The sequence below is a fragment of the Duganella sp. AC237 genome (assembly GCF_979254035.1).
Genome location: NZ_CEEDEW010000003.1, coordinates 5,008,942 through 5,030,232, shown reverse-complemented (window position 1 = coordinate 5,030,232; position 21,291 = coordinate 5,008,942). Strand labels below are relative to the sequence as shown.

Below are 21,291 nucleotides of genomic sequence, written 5' to 3'. Positions count from 1 at the left end.
GTGATGTCAAAGAAAAACGCAAAGAACGTCGTCGTCATCGGTACCCAGTGGGGCGATGAGGGCAAGGGCAAGATCGTCGACTGGTTGACCGATCATGCACAAGGTGTGGTCCGCTTCCAGGGCGGCCACAACGCCGGCCATACGCTGGTCATCGGCGGCGTCAAGACCGCGCTGCAGCTGATCCCGTCGGGCATCATGCGTCCAGGCGTGGCCTGCTACATCGGTAACGGTGTGGTGGTGTCGGTGCCGGACGTGCTGCGCGAAATCGACAAGCTGGAAAAAGTCGGCGTCGAAGTCGCGTCGCGCCTGAAAGTGTCGGACGCCGCCCCCGTGATCCTGCCTTACCACGCCGCGCTGGACCTGGCCCGTGAAGCCGCCCGCGGCGAAGCCAAGATCGGCACCACCGGCAAAGGCATCGGCCCGGCCTACGAAGACAAGGTGGCGCGCCGCGCCATCCGCGTCGCCGACCTGCTGAACGAAAAGCGCTTCGCCGAAAAGCTGGCCGAGAACCTCGACTACCACAACTTCGTGCTGGAGCACTACCTCAAGGCCCCGCGCATCGAATACCAGAAAACCCTGGACGACGCGCTGGCCTACGTGCCGCGCCTGCGCCCGATGGTGACCGACGTTTCGAGCGCGCTGTACGCCGCGCACAAGGCCGGCGCCAACCTGCTGTTCGAAGGCGCGCAAGGCTCGCTGCTGGACGTCGACCACGGCACCTATCCGTTCGTCACCTCGTCGAACTGCGTGGCCGGTAACGCCGCCGCCGGCGCGGGCGTCGGTCCGAACATGCTGCACTACATCATGGGCATCACCAAGGCCTACACCACCCGCGTCGGTTCCGGCCCGTTCCCCTCGGAGCTGCCGACCGATGCCGGCGTTGGCCACCACCTGGCGCAAGTGGGCCACGAGTTCGGCACCGTCACCGGCCGCGCACGTCGCTGCGGCTGGTTCGACGCCGCGCTGCTGCGCCGCTCGGTGCAGATCAACGGCGTCACCGGCATGTGCCTGACCAAGCTGGATGTATTGGACGGCCTGGAAACGCTCAAGCTGTGCACTGGTTACACCATCGACGGCGTGGCCGTCGACATCTTCCCGTCGGGCGCAGAGGAAGCCGCGCGCTGCGTGCCGGTCTACGAAGAAATGCCGGGTTGGACCGAAAGCACCGTCGGCGCGAAATCGCTGGCAGCGCTGCCGGCCACCGCCCGCGCCTACATCAAACGTATCGAAGAGTTGGTCGGCGTGCCGGTCGACATGGTATCGACCGGTCCTGATCGTGAAGAGACGATCGTTCTGCGTCATCCGTTCGAATAATAAGGAATTAATATGAGCGATCCGCAATCGAACGAAAAACACCTGTGGGTGTCCTGGGACGAGTACCACCGCCTGATCGAGCGCCTGGCGCTGAAGGTCCATGAATCGGGCTGGAAGTTCGACATGGTACTGTGCCTGGCGCGCGGCGGCGTGCGTCCGGGCGACGTCTTCTCGCGCATCTTCGACGTACCGCTGGCGATTCTGTCGACCAGCAGCTACCGCGAAGAAGCGGGCACCGTGCGCGGTGACCTGGACATCGCCAAGTACATGACGATGACCAAGGGCCCGTTGTCGGGCAAGATCCTGCTGGTGGACGACCTGGCCGATTCCGGCGTCACCCTGATCAAGGTGATGAAGCATTTGAAGGACAACTTCGAAGGCGTCACCGATGTGAAATCGGCCGTGATCTGGACCAAGGGCAGCTCGGCCTTCAAGCCGGACTACCAGATGGAGGAACTGCCGCACAATCCGTGGATCCACCAGCCGTTCGAGGACTACGACGGCCTGCGTCCGCATCAACTGGCGGCGTGGATCAAAAAAGGCGAAGCGGCTCAATAAGCTGTTCGACCAAGGGAGCTTCGGCTCCCTTTTTTATTCAATAAAAAAAACATATGACCCAAGACTTCTTCCAGACCTTCATTTTGCTGGTTCTCGTGACCGACCCTTTCGGGAACGTGCCGCTGTTTGCCAGCGTGCTCAATCCGGTGCCGCCGGCGCGCCGTTCGCGCATCGTGATTCGGGAATGCGCGATCGCGTTCGTGCTGCTGCTGATCTTCATGTTCTTCGGCCGTCACTTTCTGGCGGCGTTGCATCTGTCGGAAGTGGCGCTGCGCATTGGCGGCGCCGTGATCCTGCTGCTCATTTCGATCCGCATGATCTTCCCGCATCCGGACGGCGTGTTGGGCCGCACCGATGGCGGCGAGCCGTTCATCGTGCCGCTGGCGATACCGGCGCTGGCAGGTCCGTCCGCGCTGGCCACGGTGCTGCTGTTTTCCAGCGAGAGCACCGGCGAGGTGATGGTGCACGTCGCCGCGCTGGCGGCGGTGGCGGTGGTGTGGCTGCTGGTGTTCCTCAGCGCAGAGAAGCTGCAGAAGGTGCTCGGCCCGCAGGTGATGACGGCGTTCGAACGCCTCATGGGCCTGATCCTGACGGCGATGTCGGTCGAGATGCTGCTAAGTGGCATCCGGGAGTTCGTCAAGACCCTGTGAGTTTTGACGGCGGCCGCCGCGCCGTCGTCAGCGCACAACGATGTCACGTTTTCCGTAGCCCGGACTTGCCAGTTAAATTTGTCAAATATATAATTCCCATGGGAAATTCTTCGACATTTAACAATTACGCAAGCGGTGCACATCGCGGAAGGCAGGCATATGAAAAAGTTGAGTGTGAAAACGCGCATGATGGGCGGCTTCGGCATCCTGTTGGTTTTGCTCATCACCATTTCCATTCTCGGCATCGTGAGCTTGTACAAGCTGAAGGCGAGTCTGACGGAAATCGTTTATGTGAATAGCGTGCAAAGCACGCTCGCCGTGGAGCTTCGCGCCAGCCAGCAGGACCGCTTTATCGCCGTGCGCAATCTGGCGCTGCTCAACGACATGCCCTCGATGCAGCTTGAAGTGGACCGCATCCGCACGCAGGAACTGGCGTATGCCGACGCCTATCAAAAGCTGGGAAAAATCCTCGACGACGACGCCGAAACCACCGCGAAGGAGCGCTCCTTGTTCGCGTCGCTGAAAGACGTGGAGGCGGCGGCGATGCCGCTGTTTAAGCAGGCGACCGAACTCGGACTTGCCAACAAACCGGAGGAGGCGACCGCGCTGCTGATGGGCGAGCTGCGCGCCAAACAGCGCAATTGGACGGCCGTGCTGACCGAGCTGCAGGCGCTGGAAGAGCAGGTCAACCGCGACAGCGGCGAGGAGGCTTCCGGTATGGCCGAGGTCTCGAGCAAACTGATTATGGCCATGGCGCTGGCGGCGATCGCGTTCGCGCTGGCCACCGGGGTGTGGGTGGCGCGCAGCATCCTGGGTCAACTGGGCGGCGAACCGTCGCTGGCGCAGGACGTGGCGCGCCAGATCGCCGACGGCAATCTGGAGGTCCACGTGCCGCTGCAAGGCGATAGCGACAGCTTGATGGCGTCGCTCGAATCGATGCGCAAGCAGTTGAACGGCATCGTTTCGGGCATCAAGGCGTCGGCCAATTCGATCGCCGTCGCGGCGGCGGAAATCGCCGAGGGCAACGCCGACCTGTCGCAGCGCACCGAGGAACAGGCGTCGTCGCTGGAGGAAACCGCGTCCAGCATGGAGGAGTTGACGTCGACCGTGAAGCAGAACGCGCGCAACGCGCTTGACGGCGACAACCTGGTGCGCAACGCGTCCGGCATCGCTGTCGCCGGCGGCGAGGTGGTGCAGCGCGTGGTCACCAGCATGAGCGACATCTCGCGCAGCTCGACCAAGATCACCGAGATCATTGCCGTTATCGAGGGCATCGCCTTCCAGACCAACATCCTGGCGCTGAACGCCGCCGTGGAGGCGGCGCGCGCCGGTGAGCAGGGGCGCGGCTTCGCGGTGGTGGCGAGCGAGGTGCGCACGCTGGCGCAGCGCAGCGCCACGGCGGCCAAGGAGATCAAGGATTTGATCCAGGCTTCGGCCGGCTACGTGGCCGACGGCGCCGGTTTGGTGGACGAGGCGGGACGCACGATGGACGATGTGGTCAAGGCGGTGACCACGGTGCAGCACATTATCGGCGAGATCGTCACGGCGTCGAACGAGCAAAGCGCGGGCATCGAACAGGTCAACCAGGCCATCGTCCAGATGGACGCGGTGACCCAGCAAAACGCCGCGCTGGTGGAGCAGGCCACCGCCGCCGCGCAGTCGATGGCCGACCAGGCGCAAAGCCTGCGCGACGCCGTCGCCCGCTTCATCGTGGCCGACGATGGCGCCGGCGTATCGATGTCGGCGCGCCGTCCTGTCAGGCCGTCGCGCGCGTTGCCCGCGCTTGGCATGAGCCGCTAGTTGGAAGTCGAACACCGGCGGGACGGCATCGCGCCACCCGCTGCCTTCAGCCGCCCGCCGGCCCGATGCGCGCGATGGCAAACTTATAAAAAAGTCTTTACAGTGCGCGGCGAACGCGAGTAGACTTTTCAAAACACCAATGTAACCGGTTACATTTCCATTAAAGTAATCGGTTATATTTTTTGACGCTGATGTAACCGGTTACATTTCCCGAAAGCAGCAAGCATGGCGATAACGATCAAGGACGTGGCGCAGGAGGCCGGCGTGTCGGTGGCGTCGGTGTCGCGCGCGCTCAACGGCCACGCCAGCATCACCGACGATACCCGCAAACACATCCTGGCGGTGGTCAAACGGATGCGCTATATGCCGCACGTCGGCGCCCGCAGCCTGACCACCAGCTTCACCAACACCATCGGCGTGCTGCTGCCGGACCTGTACGGCGAGTTCTTTTCCGAGATCATTCGCGGCATCGACGTCGCCGCGCGCGCCCGTGGCCTGCACCTGATGGTATCGAGCCTGCACGGCGACGCCGACGAGGTGGCGCTGTCGATCCGCGCCATGCGCGGCCGCGTCGACGGTCTGCTGGTGATGTCGCCGCATGTGGACGCGGCGCTGCTGTCCGATAACCTGCCCGAAGACCTGCCGATCGTTTTGATGAGCACCGCCGCCGGCGGCACGCAATACGCTTCCATCTCGTTCGATAACTACAGCGGCGCCTACGCCATGGTGGCGCATCTGGTGGGGCGGGGCTACAGGCGCATCGCCTTCCTCGCCGGCCCGGCCGGTAACTTCGAGGCGCAGGAGCGCTTGCGCGGCTATCACGCGGCGTTGGCCGCGCTGGCGCCGAACGCGGTGGCGCAGGTGTTCGAAGGCGACTTCTCCGAGGAGTCGGGGCAGCGCGTGGCCAAGGCGCTGGCCGTCGCCGCAGACCGCCCGGACGCGCTGTTCGCGGCCAACGACATGATGGCCATCGGGGCGTTGCTGGAGCTGCGCCAGCAAGGCCTGGAGCTGCCGCGCGATATCGCGCTGGCCGGCTTCGATGATATTCGTATTGCGCGGTACGTCAGTCCGGCATTGACGACCGTTCGAGTTCCGATCGTCGATCTGGGCGTGCGGGCGTTGGAGCGCCTGCATGCGCAAATCGGTCAGTCCGGGAACACGCCGGTGAGCGCGCAGACACTGGCCGCCGAGCTGGTGGTGCGTGCTTCGACGGGAGGTAGTCAGCAAAGTTAGTAGTAGCTTCATGCCTTGGTAGTACACACAAAAAAAGTACACAAAAACAGGAGACAACCATGAACAACACCCAACGGCATACGCCGTCCCTACGCTTGTCCGCAATGGCCGCAGCATTGGCCGCAGCACTGTTGACAGCCATCCCCGCGCACGCGCAACTGAGTAGCGCGACCATTCAGGGCCAGGTCACCAGCGGCGCGGCGCCGTCGGCCGGCAACGCCGTTACCGCCACCAACCAGTCGAACGGCTACGTCTACAACACTGTCACGCGCGCCGACGGCAGCTACGTGCTGACCGGCGTCGCTCCGGGCACTTACCAGATCAAGGTCGGTGAACAAACGTCCGAACCGGTGACCGTTAGCGTCGGCCAGACCAGCCAGGTCAACCTGGCGCTGCAAAGCGGCGTGCAGCAAGTGGTGATCACCGGCTCCGCGTCGCGCCGCGATGTGGCAGGCTCCGAGGTCGGCACCTCCGTCTCGCGCGAACAGATCGAGAAGCTGCCGCAGGTCACTCGCAATTTCCTGTCCTTCGCCGATCTGGCGCCGGGCGTGCGCTTCAGTGTCGACAACAGCGGCAACGTCAAGCTGCAATCCGGGTCGCAGAACCAGGACAACGTCAACGTCTTCATCGATGGCGTCAGCCAGAAGAACAACATCCTGCGCGGTGGCGTCTCCGGCCTCGATACAAGCCGGGGTAATCCCTTCCCGCAATCGGCGATCGCCGAGTACAAGGTGATCGCGCAGAACTACAAGGCCGAATTCGACCAGGTGTCGAGCGCCGCGATCACCGCGATCACCAAATCCGGCGGCAACGAGCTGCATGGCGACGCGTTCTGGGACCACACCGGCACCAATCTCACGGCCAAGGATCCGTTCCAGAAGGAGTCGGAGCAGAAGGGTATCGGCCGGCCAAAATCTTCACAGGACCAGTACGGGATGACCTTGGGTGGTCCGATCAAGCAGGATGTGGCGCACTTCTTCATCGCCTACGAGGGCAAGAAGATCGACAGCCCGCGCCAGGTGATCGCACAGCGCACCGACTTGCTGCCCAATGCGGGCATCGTGCCATCGCTGCTGTCGCAACAGGGTTCCGCCGTATCCAAGTTCAAGGAGGATCTGTTCCTGGTGAAGGTCGACGCGCAGATCGCCAAGAACCAGCGCGTGGAAGCGACCGCGCGCATCCGGCGCGAAACCGACATGATTCCGGAGGACGTGAAGTTGAGCGTGCCGGAGAATTCCCTCAATCGCAGCAACGACGAAGACCGCCTGGACTTCAAGCATGAGTGGAGCAACGATAACTTCCTCAACGAGGCTCGCATCGGCTACGAGAAGTACAGCTGGAATCCGCATTCGAACGCCAGCACGCCGTACATCAAATACCAGGTTTCGCCCAGCAATACGGACAACAACGTCGTCGACGTGATCATTGTCGGCGGCTCGCCGAACAACCAGTTCCGCGAGCAAAGCGGCCTGCTGTTCCAGGATGATCTGACCTACACCGGCAAGAGCGGACACACGATGAAGACTGGCGTGAAGGTCAAGCACATCACCTACGATTTGTCCGGCACAGCGCGTGCCGTCGAAGTGCGTACCGAGCGAATCGACACGGTGACAGGTCTGGCTAGCCTGATCCGTTCGCAGGAGCCGATTCCTGCGAACGGCGTGGAGTTCTCCAACAACCAGTACGGTATTTACTTCCAGGACGACTGGCAGGCGACGGACAAGCTGCTGCTCAATCTCGGCATGCGCTACGACTACGAAGACAATATGCTCAACGACAGCTACGTGACGCCGGCCGACCGCGTGGCGATCTTCGGCCGGCAAGATCCCCGGGAGGGGGCGCCCGCCGGTCAAACTTATGCCCAGTCGCTCGCCAAGGGCGGCGTCAACATCGGCGACTACATCAGCACCGGCAACAGCCGCAAGGCTTTCAAGAAGGCCTTGGCGCCGCGTCTCGGACTCTCTTATGACATCAAGGGTGACCGCGCGTCCGTGCTGTTTGCAGGTTGGGGGCGGGCATACGACCGCACCATCGCCAATCACGCCCTGGACGAAGCGCAAAAGAACGCGCAGACGGGTGGCGAAATCTGGATGATCAAGAACGATCACAAAATGGCTTATACCGACCAATGGAGCTTCGGCCTGCGCCAGGCCTTGGGGATATGGAACGGCGAGGCGGGCTACACCAACTCGCGCAGCCGCAACCAGTTCAACTGGTTCGGCGGCAACCGCGATGTCAACGGTGGGTGGGGTAACGCCAGCCCGATCGATCCGCTGTTCGATTCCATTCCAGGCTATCAGACACTGGTGCTTGGCGACTTTGTCTCGCAGGCGAAAACCGAGTCGGCTTATCTGAAAATGGACAAGCCTTACACCAAGGCTTCCACCTGGAGCCTGGGCGCGACATACACCTATAGCAAGGGCGAGACCACCAACAAGGAATGGACCAACGAGATTTTCAACTGGACTTATGGGCGTTATGCCTCGGCCTGGAATCCATCAAGAGATGTCGAGCGTCACCGTCTGGTTGTCGCCGGCGTTTCCGATGGCTGGCTGCCGTGGGGGCTGATGTTATCCGGGAAGGTGACCTTGGGTTCCGGCCTGCCTTACCGCATCACCGATTGCTCGACCGGCTTCAATCAATGCGTGTCCGTCAAAGGCGATGGCGACCGGTTCCGCCAAGTGGATGTCGGGCTGTCGAAGGAGGTGGGCTTCCGCTTCGGCCGCGTGTCGCTGCGGGCCGACGTGCTCAATCTGTTCAACAGCATCAACTACGGAGGTTATGACGGCTGGGGCGGCGGTCCGGGCAATCCACAGAACCGGGTCGGGGGTGATAACAGAAATCTCGGCGTGCCCAACTCCATGGGCGGCCAGATGCGCACCCTGAAGTTCAGCGCGCGCTACGCGTTCTGAGGAGGCCCGTGTTCATGACCGTATTTTTCAAGCCTCGCGTCCTGCACGCCGCCGCCAGCTTGGCGTTCGCAGCTTCCGCCTTGTTCGGCGGCGCCGGCGGCGCGCAGGCGCGCGATGCCGCGCTGCCGCCGATGTTCGACGACCTTCAGCGCCGCACCTTCGACTTTTTCTGGGAAACCGCCAACCCGGCCAACGGCCTGGTGCCGGACCGCTATCCGACGCCGTCGTTTTCCAGCGTGGCGGCGGTCGGCTTCGGTCTGACCGCGTATCCGATCGGCGTCGAACGCGGCTACGTCACGCGCCAGCAGGCGCGCGACCGCGTGCTGGCCACGTTGCGTTTCTTCCGCGACGCGCCGCAGGGCGACGCCAAGGGCACGTCCACCAGCGGCTACAAGGGCTTCTTCTATCACTTCCTCGATATGAAGAGCGGACTGCGGCACGACAAGGTCGAGCTGTCGACCGTCGACACCGCGCTGTTCCTGGCCGGCGCGCTGTTCTGCCAATCCTATTTCGACGGCGACGATCCGGCGGAGAAGGAAATCCGCAAGCTGGCCGCCGAGATCTACGAGCGGGTCGACTGGACCTGGGCGCAAGCGCGCAAGCCGTCGATCGCGCTGGGCTGGCATCCCGAATCCGGCTTCATTCCCTACGATTGGAAGGGCTACAACGAAGCCATGCTGGTCTACGTGCTGGCGCTCGGATCGCCCACCCATCCGGTGCAGCCGGACGCCTGGAAGGCCTGGACCAGCACCTACCCGAATAGCCTTGAAGGAAAGGGCGACGCGGAGCATCTCGCGTATCCGTCGTTGTTCATCCATCAGTACAGCCACGTATGGATCGACTTCCGGGGCATCCGCGACGAGTACATGGGCAAGCGCGGATACGACTATTTCGAGAACAGCCGCCGCGCCACCTATGCGCAGCAGGCTTACGCGATCGCCAATCCCTTGCGTTGCAAGGGTTATGGCGCCAACGTCTGGGGCATCACCGCCAGCGATGGCCCGGTGGACAAGACGCTGGACTACGGCGGCATCAAGCTGCCATTCCGCACCTACACGGCGCGCGGCATCGGTGGCCTGAAACACTACGACGATTGCACCCTGGCGCCGACGGCCGCCGCGTCGTCGCTGCCGTTCGCGCCGGAGATCGTGGTGCCGGCGGTGCTGGAGATGAAAAAGCGCTACGGCGACTGGATTTATGGGCGCTACGGCTTCCTGGACGCCTTCAATCCAAGCTTTGACTACGATATCCCCGTCTCACAAGGACGCACGCTCAAAGGCAAGGGTTGGGTCGACAACGACTATCTCGGCATCGACCAGGGGCCGATCCTCGCCATGACGGAAAACTACCGCAGCGATTTTGTGTGGCGCGTGATGCGGGGCCACCCGGTGATTCGGCGCGGACTGGAACGCGCCGGCTTTACAGGTGGCTGGCTGAAACAGCCGGAGAAGGTTAGCCCGGCAACAGAGATGGCGCCCGCCCAATGATGCGAGGTTTGTCACCGCGCCAGTGCTTTTCGCACGCGATACTGCTAATGCTGGCCTGCGCCTTGCTGGCATCGTGCGCGCCGCGCAAGGAGGAGGGCGTTGTGCTGAAGTTCTGGGCCATGGGGCGCGAGGGCGAAGTCGTCACCGCGCTGATGCCGGAGTTCGAACGCACCCACCCCGGCGTGCGGGTCGAAGTCCAGCAACTGCCGTGGACCGCCGCGCACGAAAAGCTGCTGACCGCTTTCGCCGGCGACGTCATGCCCGACATTTTCCAGCTCGGGAACACGTGGGTGCCGGAGTTCGCGGTGCTGGGCGCGTTGCTGCCGCTGGACGCGCAAGTCGCCGCCTCGAAGCTGGTGACCCGGTCCGACTATTTTCCCGGCATCTGGGATACCAATATCGTCGACGGCAAGCTGTGGGGCGCGCCGTGGTATATCGACACCCGCGTGCTGTTCTACCGGCGCGATATGCTGGCACGCGCCGGCTACGCCAAGCCGCCGCAAACCTGGACCGAATGGATGAAGGCGATGAACGCCATCAAGCGCCGGGTGGGACCGGACAATTACGCGATCCTGCTGCCGAGCGATGAATTCGAGCCGTTGCTGGCGCTGGCCTTGCAGAACGATGAGCCGTTGCTGCGTGACGGTGGCCGCTATGGCAATTTCCGCAGCGCCGGTTTTCGCAGAAGCTTGCAGCTATACGCCGACATGTACGCGCAGAAGCTGGCGCCGATGAACCGCATCACCAACGTCTATCACGAATTCGGCATGGGCTACGTGTCCTTCTACATTTCCGGTCCCTGGAACATGGGCGAATTCAAACGCCGTCTGCCGGCCGATCAGCAGCAGCACTGGATGACGGCGATCTTGCCCGGGCCTTCCGGTCCGGCGGCCTCCATCGCGGGCGGTGCCAGCCTGGCGCTGTCGGCGTCGTCCAAACATCCGCGCGAAGCTTGGCAATTGATCGAGTACCTGTCCCGCACCGATACAGCTGCGCGCTTCCACGAGTTGACGGGCGACCTGCCGCCGCGCCGCAGCAACTGGAGCGCGCCGCGCCTTGCCAACGATGTCTATGCGCAGGCGTTCAGGCAGCAGTTCGAGCGTGTGAAGCCGGCACCCAAGGTGCCCGAGTGGGAACGCATCGCCACCGAAATGCGGCTGGTCGCCGAGCGCGTGACGCACGGCGAACTGACGGTCGACCAGGCGGTGGCTTCGCTCGACGCGAAGGCCGACGATATCCTGGAAAAGCGCCGCTGGATGCTGGCGCGGAAGGAGGCGCGATGAACCTGCGCCGCGCCGCCTGGTGCTTCGCCGGCCCCGCGTTGCTGGTCATCGGCGTCTTCTTCTTCCTGCCGGTGCTGGCAGCGTTGGTAATGAGCCTTACCGACTTCGATATCTACGCGCTGGCAAATCTGGACAACCTGCGCTTCGTCGGGCTGCGCAACTACGCCGAGCTGCTGCAAACGCCGCTGTTCTGGCAGGCGCTCGGCAATACGCTGTACTTCGTCGTGGTCGGCGTTCCGCTGTCGATCGCCGCCTCGCTGGGCGCGGCGTTGCTGCTGAATTCCCGTCTCACCTGGTTCAAGGGGCTGTTCCGAACCGCCTTTTTCGCGCCGGTGGTGACGTCGCTCGTGGCGGTGGCGGTGATCTGGCGCTACCTGCTGCATACGCGCTACGGCATGATCAACCATGGCCTGGATCAACTGGGCATATCGCCTGTGGATTGGCTGAACGATCCCGATTGGTCGATGCCGGCGATTATCCTGTTCGCGGTCTGGAAGAACTTCGGGTACAACATGATCATCTTCCTGGCGGGCCTGCAAAGCATTCCCGACGATCTGTACGAGGCGGCGGGTCTGGACGGCGCCGGCATATGGGGGCAGTTCCGCTTCATCACCTGGCCGATGCTCGGACCGACGATGCTGATGGTGAGTATCCTGAGCATGTCGGGCTACTTTCAGCTGTTCGCCGAGCCGTACGTGATGACGCAGGGCGGGCCGGTACAGAGTACCGTCAGCGTGCTGTATTTCATGTACGAGCAGGGTTTCAAATGGTGGAACCTGGGCTCGGCGTCGGCGGTGGCCTTCATTCTGTTCGTGATCATGTTCGGCGTCACCTTGCTGCAACTGCGCTTTGCCAAGGGAGCGGACGCATGACCGCCTTCTCCTGGAAACCGCGCGCGCTGGCGCTCAACGCCGTGATGCTGGCCGCCGGCGCGCTCACTTTGTTCCCGCTGCTATGGATGCTGTCGGTATCGCTGATGGAGCCCGGCGAATCGAGCGCGTTTCCGCTGCCTCTGGTGCCGCGCGCCGCGACCTTGCACAACTACCGCGAGCTGTTCACGCATGCCGGCATCGGCCGGTATCTGCTCAATAGTTTGCTGCTGTCGTGTGCCGCCACGGCATTGTCGCTGCTGTTTAACGTCAGCGCGGGATACGCCTTCGCCAAGCTGCAGTTCCGTGGACGCGACCGGATTTTCAAGGTCATGCTGGGCGCGTTGGTGATACCTAGTCAGGTGGCGATGCTGCCGCTGTTCCTGATGCTGAAGTATCTGGGACTGGTCAACACCTACGGCGCGGTGCTGGTGCCGGCGATGGCGGGGATCTTCGGCATTTTCCTGGTGCGTCAATACGCGCTGACGATACCCGATGCGTTGCTGGAAGCGGCGCGCATGGACGGCGCCAGCGAGTTCCGGATCTTCCGCGTGATCGTACTGCCGCTGCTAACGCCGATCCTGGTCACGTTGGGCATCTTCACCTTCCTCGGGACGTGGAACGACTTTATGTGGCCATTGATCGTGCTGACCGATAAAGATCTCTACACCTTGCCTGTGGCACTTGCATCGCTGTCGCGCGAGCACGTTCAGGATAACGAGTTGATGATGGCAGGTTCGGTGCTGACCATTGTGCCGGTGCTGCTGTTGTTCCTCGGTTTGCAGCGATACTACATCCAAGGCTTGCTGGTGGGGAGCGTAAAGGGATGAGGCTCATACACCTTTTGGCTGCGGGCCTGGTCGCCGCGCTGATGTCGGCGGCTGTCGCTTCGGAGCCGCCGCGCGTGCTCGACGATTTTTCATCTGTCGACGCGTGGCAGGCGCAGGCCTCCGACGGCGTGCGGTCCGCCGCCAGCGCCGCCGATGGCGGTTTGCGGCTTGATTTCGACTTCGCCGGTAAGGGCGGCTATGCCTTCGTGCGCCGCGCGCTGCCGCTGGAGCTGCCGGAGAACTATGAAATCTCGTTCTACGTGCGCGCCGACGCGCCGGTGAATCATTTCGAATTCAAAATGACCGACGCCAGCGGCGATAACGTCTGGTGGTTCCCGCAGCAGAATTACAGCTTCCCGAAAGAGTGGCAACTGGTGCGCATCAAGAAGCGCCAGGTGCTGTTTGCGTGGGGGCCGACGAAGGACCGGGACCTCAAACACGCCGACCGTATCGAGTTTGTGGTCAGCGCAGGCAGTGGTGGTGGCAAAGGTTCTGTCTACGTTAAACAATTGACGATGCGTGCGCTGCCGCCGGTACCGGATACGTGGCCAAAGCCGGTCGCGCAGGCTTCTTCCCACATGGCCGGCGGAGCGGCCGCGCTGGCGGTCGATGGCGATGCGGATACCAGGTGGGTTGGCACGAAGAGCAAAAGCGAGCCACAGCGCCTGACGATCGATCTTGGCTCGGAGCGCGAATTCGGCGGCTTGGTGCTGCACTGGCAGGGCCGCCGCTATGCCAGCAACTATGATATCGAACTGTCTTCGGATGGCAGACAATGGCGGTTGGCGCGCCGTGTCGTCGCGGGCAATGGGGGCGACGATCCATTGCGCCTGGCGGAGTCGGAAGCGCGATATATCCGGTTGGTGCTGCGCGACGGTCCGTCGTCGGCGTATGCGCTGGCGGAAGTCGAGCTGAAGGATCTGGCATGGGGGGCGACACCCAACCAGTTCATCGAAGGCGTGGCGCGCGGCGCCCAGCGGGGATTTTATCCACGGGGCTTCTCCGGCCAGCAGCCTTACTGGACGCTGGTGGGCGTCGATGGCGGCGGCGATCACAGCGCGCTCATTTCCGAGGATGGTGCCCTGGAGGCGAAGCAGGGCGGATATTGCGTGGAGCCCTTTGTCCGCGACGGCAATCGGCTAGTGACGTGGGCCGATGTGAAAGTGAGCCAAAGTTTGCAGGATGGCTATCTGCCCGTGCCGTCGGTACTGTGGCGGCATCCGGATTGGACGCTGTCCATCACCGCCGCCGCCGACGGCACGCCGGCTTCATCGCAACTGCTGGCAAAGTACGAGCTGAAAAACCTTGGCTCGACCACGCGGCGCATGCAGCTGGTTTTGGCGGTGCGGCCGTTCCAGGTCAACGCGCCACGCCAGTTCCTCAATACGCCGGGCGGTTTCAGCGCCATTCACGATCTGCGGTGGGATGGCAAGACGATCACAATCAACGGCGATAGCAAAATCCATCCTTTGCAAGCGCCCGCCGGCGTGGCCTTGTCGTCGTTCGATGGCGGCCTGCTGCCTGGCGCCTCTCCTGCGAAATCGGGCATGCGGAGCCTGCATGACGAAACGGGCATGGCCTCGGCGGCGATGACTTATGAGGTGGTGCTGCCGCCGCACGGAAGCGTTGTGATCGGCGCCGTGCTGCCGATGGCGGGCGGCCCGGCGGCGTTGACCATTCCTCCCGCCAGCAGAAACGCCGCCGCATGGTTGACGGAGCGTCAGGAAGCGGTGGCGGCAGGGTGGCACGACAAGCTGACTCGGGTCACACTGAAAGTGCCGGCGGCCGGTCAGCACATGGCCGACACCTTGCGCTCGTCCCTTGCGCACATGCTGATGACGCGGGAGGGAGCATCGCTGCAACCCGGCACGCGCTCCTATCGGCGCTCCTGGATACGCGATGGCGCGATGATGTCGGAGGCGCTGCTGCGGCTCGGGCAGGCCGACATCGCGGCCGACTACCTCCGTTGGTATGCGCCATACCAGTTCGACGACGGCAAAGTACCGTGCTGCGTCGACCGTCGCGGCGCCGATCCGGTACCGGAAAACGATAGTCACGGCCAGTTGATCTTCCTTGCGGCGGAGCTGTATCGCTACACGCAGGACAAGACCGCGCTTGCCGATGTGTGGCCGCGCGTCGATGCCGCCGCGCGCTACATGGAAACCTTGCGCCAGTCCGAACGCAGCGAGGCAAACCGTACGTCGGAGCGTCGCGCGTTCTATGGGTTGATGCCGGCATCCATCAGCCACGAGGGGTATTCGGAAAAGCCGATGCACTCGTACTGGGATGACTTCTGGGCTATGCGGGGCTACAAGGACGCGGTCCATATCGCCGCGGCGCTCGGGAAAACCGATGACGGGCAGCGCCTCGCGCTGGCGCGCGACGAGTTTCGGCGCGACCTCTATGCGTCGTTGGACGCGGCAACCGTTGCTCACGGCATTGACTACCTCCCCGGTGCGGTGGAACTGGGCGACTTCGATCCCACGTCGTCGACCATTGCGCTGACGCCCGGCGGCGAGCAGCAGTTCCTGCCGCCTGCCATGCTGCGGGCCACCTACGAGAAGTACTGGGACTTCTTCCTGGCCCGCCGCGATGGCCGAAAGGCGTGGGAGGACTATACGCCTTATGAACTGCGTAACGTCAGCGCCTTCGTGCGTTTGGGCTGGCGCGAGCGCGCGGCCGAGCTGCTGGATTATTTTTATGCCGACCAGCGTCCAGCAAAGTGGAACCAATGGGCGGAAGTCGTCGGCCGCAACATGCGCCAGCCGCGCTTTGTCGGCGACATGCCGCACGGCTGGATCTCGTCCGACTACATCCGCGCGGCGCTCGACTCGTTCGCCTACGAGCGGGAGGCGGATCAAGCGCTATTGCTGGCAGAAGGCGTGCCGGTGGACTGGCTGCGCGGAGAAGGCGTCGGCCTTCACGGACTGCGCACGCCGTACGGTCCGATCAGCTACAAGCTGGCTGCCGCCGCCGGCACGCTCTCTTTAACTGTCGATGCCATGCAACGTAAACCTCCCGGCGGCGTGGTCTTCACCTGGCCGTGGGATACGGCGCCCGGCGAGGCCACGCTAAACGGCAGGCCGGTGCCATGGAAAAACCGGCAGATCAAGATCGATACCCTGCCGGCGGTACTGAAAATGAATGGCGCACCGTTATAACTTCGAGATCACAAGGATCATCAAATGAGTAAATCCATCCAGTTTCCCGCCGACTTTCTGTGGGGGAGCGCGACGTCGGCGTATCAGATCGAAGGTTCGCCGCTGGCCGATGGCGCGGGGCCGAGCATCTGGCAGCGCTTCTGCGCGGTGCCGGGCAATGTGCGCGACGGCGACAACGGCGACGTCGCCTGCGACCATTACAACCGCTACAAGGAGGACGTCGCGCTGATGGTGAAGCTGGGACTGAAAGCCTATCGCTTCAGTGTATCGTGGAGCCGCATCCTGCCGCAGGGGCGCGGCGCCGTGAATCAGGCCGGCCTGGACTTCTACAGCCGCCTGATCGACGAGCTGCTCGCCAACGGCATCGAGCCGATGCTCACGCTGTACCACTGGGATTTGCCCGCGGCGCTGGACGATCGGGGCGGCTGGCTCAATCCCGACATCGCCGACTGGTTCAACGACTATGCGCGGGTACTGTTCCAAGCCTTCGATGGGCGGGTCAAGTCGTGGGCCACGCTCAACGAGCCTTGGGTGGTCACCGATGGCGGCTACCTGCACGGCACCTTGGCGCCTGGCCATCGCAGCGTGCACGAGGCGGCGCTGGCCAGCCACAACCTGATGCGGGCGCACGGCAGTGCCGTCAAGGCCTATCGGGAAATGGGAAAGCATCAAATCGGCATCGTCGTCAATATCGAACCTAAGTACCCGGCCAGCCAGTCGCAGCCCGATCTCGATGCCACGCGGCGCGCGGACGCCTACATGAACCGCCAGTACCTCGATCCGATCTTTCTCGGCGCCTATCCGCCGGAGCTCAAGCAGATGTTCGGCGAGGCTTGGCCTGACTGGCCGGCCGCCGACTTCGAGTTGATCGGCCAGAAGCTGGATTTCGTCGGAATCAACTATTACACCCGCAGCGTGGTGCGCGACGAGCCCTCCAATTGGCCGCTGAAAGTGGCGCCGGTCCGCCAGACCCAGGCCACCTACACGGAGACGGGATGGGAAGTTTTCCCGCAGGGGCTGACCGATACGCTGGTCAACTTCAAACGACTGTACGGCGACACGCCGCTGTACGTGATGGAGAACGGTTCGGCGTTCTACGATCCGCCGCAGGCCGAGGGTGGGCGGGTGCACGATCCGCTGCGCGTCGATTGCCTGCGCAAGAATATGGGCGCCATCAGCGCCGCGCTGGAAGCGGGCGTCGATTTGCGGGGCTACATGGTATGGTCGCTGCTGGACAATCTGGAGTGGTCGCTGGGCTTCTCCAAGCGCTTCGGCATCATCCACGTTAATTTTGAAACGCAGCAGCGCACATTGAAAGACAGCGCCATGCTGTACGCCGATATCGTCGCCAGTAACGGCGCCTGTCTCAATCAAACAGCCGGAAAGCACCATGAATAATCGTTTAGAAAACACCTTTGCGCGTGAAACGCGACTGCTCTCCAACGGTAGCTTCACCACGCTGATCACGGGCGCCGGCGCTGGTTTCAGCCGGGTCGGCGACATGGCCTTGTCGCGCTGGAGCGGCGACCGCATCGAGTACGACGAGGGCTACTTCATCTATCTGCGCGACACCGTCAGTGGCGAGGTGTGGTCACTGGGCTTGCAGCCTGGCGGGCCGGGGGACGCGGTCAGGACTTCCGGCGGCGAGGCTGGCAGCTTCTGGATCGGCGTCTCGGCGCATGGCATCGCGGCCCACATGGAGATCGCCGTCGATCCCGCGCGCGACGTCGAACTGCGCAGCGTGGTGCTCAAGAATACCGGTTCGACCGAGCGTCATATCGAGGTGACCAGCTATCTGGAAGTGGTGTTGAATCGACAAGCGGATGAAGCCTCCCATCCGGCTTTCTCCAAATTGTTCGTGCAGACCGAGCATGACGCCGCCACAGGCGCCTTGCTGGCACGGCGCAGGCCGCGCGGCGAGGGCGATGCGGCGCTGTGGATGATACATGCCGCCGCCGGTGGCGCGGCTGCGGGCTTTGAGACCGATCGTACGCGTTTTGTTGGACGCGGACGGGAGCTGCGTTCGCCGGCCGGCATGGACGGAGAACTGTCCGGCACTGCCGGAAATGTGCTCGATCCGGCATTCAGCTTGCGCCGCGCGGTAACGCTGGCGCCGGGCGCGCACACCGGCGTGGCGTTTATCTTGGGTGCTGCGGACAGTCGCGAGAAAGCGCTCGCGTTGGCCGGCGGCCTGGAACCGGCGGATCGCGCGCCGATCAATGCCGCCCGCGCCGCCCAGCAGGCGCTGGAGCAACGACTGGGTTTGAGTTCGGACGAGGCGACCTATTTGCAGCGGTTGGCGGGTGCGATGCTGTATGGCGAGCCTGCGGTACGCGCGCCCCGCCATACCGCGCGTGAGATTGAAGCTTCCGCCGATATCGCTGCCATTGTGTCATCCTACGATCTTCCCGCCGGGCCGTTGGCTGTCGCGTGGGTCGATGGCGCCCACGACGCCAATGCAGGTTTGCTGCTGCGTGCTCGCGCTTATTGGGCCGCACACGGATGGATGGTCGATCTTTTACTGCTGGATGGTGACGGCTCTTACAAGGATGCGGAAGGCGTCCATGTGCGCAAGCCGGAAAGGTTCAAAAAGCAGGATCTCGCGTTGATCGAAATGACCGCGCTGCTGGTCGTTCGCGGCAGGATGCCGGTGCTGGATGCCGATGTCGCCCCGACCGCCGCCCAGCCGCCTGCCACGCGCACGACGGAACCGGATGGACCGGCGACGGTGCCCGGCCGCGCCGTGCTGCATCACTTCAATGGCCATGGCGGGTTCACAGATGCGGGCGACGAGTACGTCATTCGCATGGATTGGGACGCGACCAATGGATTGTGTCGTCCGCCGCTGGCCTGGACCAATGCCATCTCGAACGAGGGATTCGGTTTTCTGGTCAGCGAAAGCGGCTCCGGCTATACCTGGAGCCGCAACAGTCGCATTCACCGTTTGACACCATGGTCCAACGATCCGATACGCGATCCGCATGGCGAGGCGCTGTACCTGCGCGACGAGGACAGTGGCCAATACTGGTCACCGGTGCCCGGTCCGGCCCCGGCGCGCGCGGGATACGAGGCGGCGCACGGCTTTGGCTACACGCGCTTCAATCACTTCAGCCATGGCCTTGAGCAGGAGACGGTGATGTTCGTGCCGCGCCACGATCCGGTGAAGATCGTTCGCGTGCGGGTGACCAATCGCGACCCGGTTGCGCGCCGGGTGTCGATGTTCTCGTATCAGCGGCTGGTGCTGGGCGGTACGCCGGCCGAGAGCAGCCGTTTTGTTATCACGGAGTGGGATGCCTCGGGCGCGCTGCTGGCGACCAATCCGCTTGCCGGCCAGTTCGCCGACGGTGTTACGTTTGCCGCCGCGTTGCCGGGTGATGGCGCGACGGTGCATCACAGTGCCGACCGCGACGTCTTCATCGGCCAGCACGGCGACCTTGCCAAGCCAGCCGCACTGGCCGCCGCACGATTGGATGGCGCGTCAGGCGCTGGCCTCGACCCATGCGCCGCGTTCCAGACGACGCATGAACTGGCGCCGGGTGCGACGCTGGAATGGGTTGTGCTGCTGGGCGAGACGCGGGAGCGCGCGACCGCGCTTGAATTGGTGGGACGCTACGCCGCGCCGGGTGCGGTGCAGCGGGCATTCGACGAGATCACTGCTTTCTGGCGCCACACCGTCCGCGCGGTACAAGTGAGCACGCCGGTGCCGGCCATTGATTTGATGCAGAACGGTTGGCTGGCCTACCAGAATCTGAGTTGCCGCATTTGGGGGCGCTCGGCGTTCTACCAGTCCGGCGGCGCATTGGGCTATCGCGACCAGTTGCAGGACTCGAGTGCGATGATCTATGCCCGCCCCGACTTGACGCGTCAGCAGATCCGTATCCATGCTGCGCACCAGTTTGTCGAAGGCGATGTCCTGCACTGGTGGCATACGGCGCCAATGGAACGCGGGCTGCGCACGCGCTTCTCCGACGACCTGCTTTGGCTGCCGTACGTCGCCGCCTTCTACATCAAAACCACCGGCGACTGGAGCGTGCTCGATGAAGTCGAACCATTCCTGACCGCGCCGCTGCTGGAGGAGGGCGAGGACGAGGTCTATCTGAAACCGTCGCTGTCGGGCGAAAGTGCCGTCGTCTACGAGCATTGCTGCCGCGCGCTGGACCGCTCGCTGACGCAGGGCGCGCACGGCTTGCCGCTGATGGGCACCGGCGACTGGAACGACGGCATGAACCGCGTCGGCCGCGAAGGGCGCGGCGAAAGCGTGTGGATGGGCTTTTTCCTGTCGCGCATCATCAAAGATTTCCTGCCGATCTGCGAGCAGCGCGGCGATACCGCGCGCGTTGCCATCTACAGCGCCCACCACGATCATCTGGACCACGCGCTGAACGATGGCGGCTGGGACGGCGAATGGTATCGCCGCGCCTACTACGACAACGGTGCCGTCATCGGTTCCAAGGACAGCGACGAGTGCCAGATCGACGCGCTGGCGCAGGCGTGGGCTGTGATCTCCGAAGCGGCGCCGCCGGCACGCGCCGCGCAGGCGCTGGACGCGCTGGAGCAACGGCTGGTGTCCGAACGGGACGGCCTGATACGGCTGCTGACGCCTGCTTTCGTCAATACGCCCAACGATCCTGGCTATATCAAGGGCTATGTGGCGGGCGTGCGCGAAAACGGGGGGCAGTATACCCATGCCGCGTGCTGGGTGGTGCGGGCGATGGCCGAAGCGGGTCGTCGCGATCGCGCGGCGCGGCTGCTGGAGATGCTCAGCCCTGTGACCCATGCGCGCGACATGGCCGCGGTGGCGGTGTACCAGGTCGAACCGTATGTCATCGCGGCCGACGTCTATGGCGAGGCGCCGCACGTGGGGCGCGGCGGCTGGACCTGGTACACGGGATCGTCGGGCTGGATGTACCGGGTGGGCCTGGAGTCGGTGCTGGGTTTCAGTATCGAAGGCGGGGACACGATCGTGATGGCGCCACGCATTCCGGACGATTGGCCGGAATTCAGCATCCACCATCAGTTGCCGGATGACGGCGGCAGCTACGAAATCAAGGTGCTCAATCCCGGCCAAAGCGCCAACGATGTTGTTTCGGTGACGCTGGACGGCACGGCGCTCGCGGCCGATAACGGTGTGGCGCGCATTCCGTTGCTGCGCGATGGCGCGGTCCACCGCGTCGAACTGGTGTTGGGTTGAGGG

At 63.6% G+C, this 21,291-nt stretch carries 13 protein-coding genes; all 13 read left to right on the top strand.

Going from position 1 to position 21,291, the window contains the following annotated elements:
* Positions 1-3: 3 nt before the first annotated feature.
* Positions 4-1,314 carry an adenylosuccinate synthase gene (locus AC0IYS_RS22335; RefSeq protein WP_315391650.1) on the top strand — a complete coding sequence of 437 codons (1,311 nt, stop codon included), beginning with the start codon at positions 4-6 and terminating at the stop codon, positions 1,312-1,314.
* A gap of 12 nt (positions 1,315-1,326) precedes the next feature.
* Positions 1,327-1,872 (top strand): phosphoribosyltransferase, encoded by a 546-nt coding sequence (locus AC0IYS_RS22330; protein ID WP_463449692.1) that lies wholly within the window; start codon positions 1,327-1,329, stop codon positions 1,870-1,872.
* A 53-nt stretch (positions 1,873-1,925) separates the two neighbouring features.
* Positions 1,926-2,522: a MarC family protein gene (locus AC0IYS_RS22325; RefSeq protein ID WP_315222113.1), complete on the top strand. Its 597-nt coding sequence runs from the start codon at positions 1,926-1,928 to the stop codon at positions 2,520-2,522.
* A gap of 159 nt (positions 2,523-2,681) precedes the next feature.
* Positions 2,682-4,322: a methyl-accepting chemotaxis protein gene (locus AC0IYS_RS22320; RefSeq protein WP_471707243.1), complete on the top strand. Its 1,641-nt coding sequence runs from the start codon at positions 2,682-2,684 to the stop codon at positions 4,320-4,322.
* A 225-nt stretch (positions 4,323-4,547) separates the two neighbouring features.
* Positions 4,548-5,555 (top strand): LacI family DNA-binding transcriptional regulator, encoded by a 1,008-nt coding sequence (locus AC0IYS_RS22315; protein ID WP_471707242.1) that lies wholly within the window; start codon positions 4,548-4,550, stop codon positions 5,553-5,555.
* A 59-nt stretch (positions 5,556-5,614) separates the two neighbouring features.
* On the top strand, positions 5,615-8,467 hold the full coding sequence (locus tag AC0IYS_RS22310) for a TonB-dependent receptor (RefSeq protein WP_471707241.1): 2,853 nt from the start codon (positions 5,615-5,617) through the stop codon (positions 8,465-8,467).
* A gap of 14 nt (positions 8,468-8,481) precedes the next feature.
* Entirely contained in the window at positions 8,482-9,954 is a 1,473-nt protein-coding gene (locus tag AC0IYS_RS22305) for a glucoamylase family protein (protein WP_471707240.1), read from the top strand.
* Positions 9,951-11,237, top strand: coding sequence for a sugar ABC transporter substrate-binding protein (locus AC0IYS_RS22300; protein WP_471707239.1), 1,287 nt, complete (start codon positions 9,951-9,953; stop codon positions 11,235-11,237). Before AC0IYS_RS22305 ends, AC0IYS_RS22300 begins: the two co-directional genes overlap by 4 nt.
* Positions 11,234-12,109 carry a carbohydrate ABC transporter permease gene (locus AC0IYS_RS22295; RefSeq protein ID WP_471707238.1) on the top strand — a complete coding sequence of 292 codons (876 nt, stop codon included), beginning with the start codon at positions 11,234-11,236 and terminating at the stop codon, positions 12,107-12,109. Before AC0IYS_RS22300 ends, AC0IYS_RS22295 begins: the two co-directional genes overlap by 4 nt.
* Positions 12,106-12,936: a carbohydrate ABC transporter permease gene (locus AC0IYS_RS22290; protein WP_471707237.1), complete on the top strand. Its 831-nt coding sequence runs from the start codon at positions 12,106-12,108 to the stop codon at positions 12,934-12,936. The genes AC0IYS_RS22295 and AC0IYS_RS22290 overlap by 4 nt, the downstream gene beginning before the upstream one ends.
* Positions 12,933-16,097 (top strand): discoidin domain-containing protein, encoded by a 3,165-nt coding sequence (locus tag AC0IYS_RS22285; RefSeq protein ID WP_471707236.1) that lies wholly within the window; start codon positions 12,933-12,935, stop codon positions 16,095-16,097. The genes AC0IYS_RS22290 and AC0IYS_RS22285 overlap by 4 nt, the downstream gene beginning before the upstream one ends.
* A 24-nt stretch (positions 16,098-16,121) precedes the next feature.
* Entirely contained in the window at positions 16,122-17,495 is a 1,374-nt protein-coding gene (locus AC0IYS_RS22280; RefSeq protein WP_471707235.1) for a GH1 family beta-glucosidase, read from the top strand.
* Positions 17,488-21,288: a GH36-type glycosyl hydrolase domain-containing protein gene (locus AC0IYS_RS22275; RefSeq protein WP_471707234.1), complete on the top strand. Its 3,801-nt coding sequence runs from the start codon at positions 17,488-17,490 to the stop codon at positions 21,286-21,288. The genes AC0IYS_RS22280 and AC0IYS_RS22275 overlap by 8 nt, the downstream gene beginning before the upstream one ends.
* Positions 21,289-21,291 lie beyond the last annotated feature (3 nt).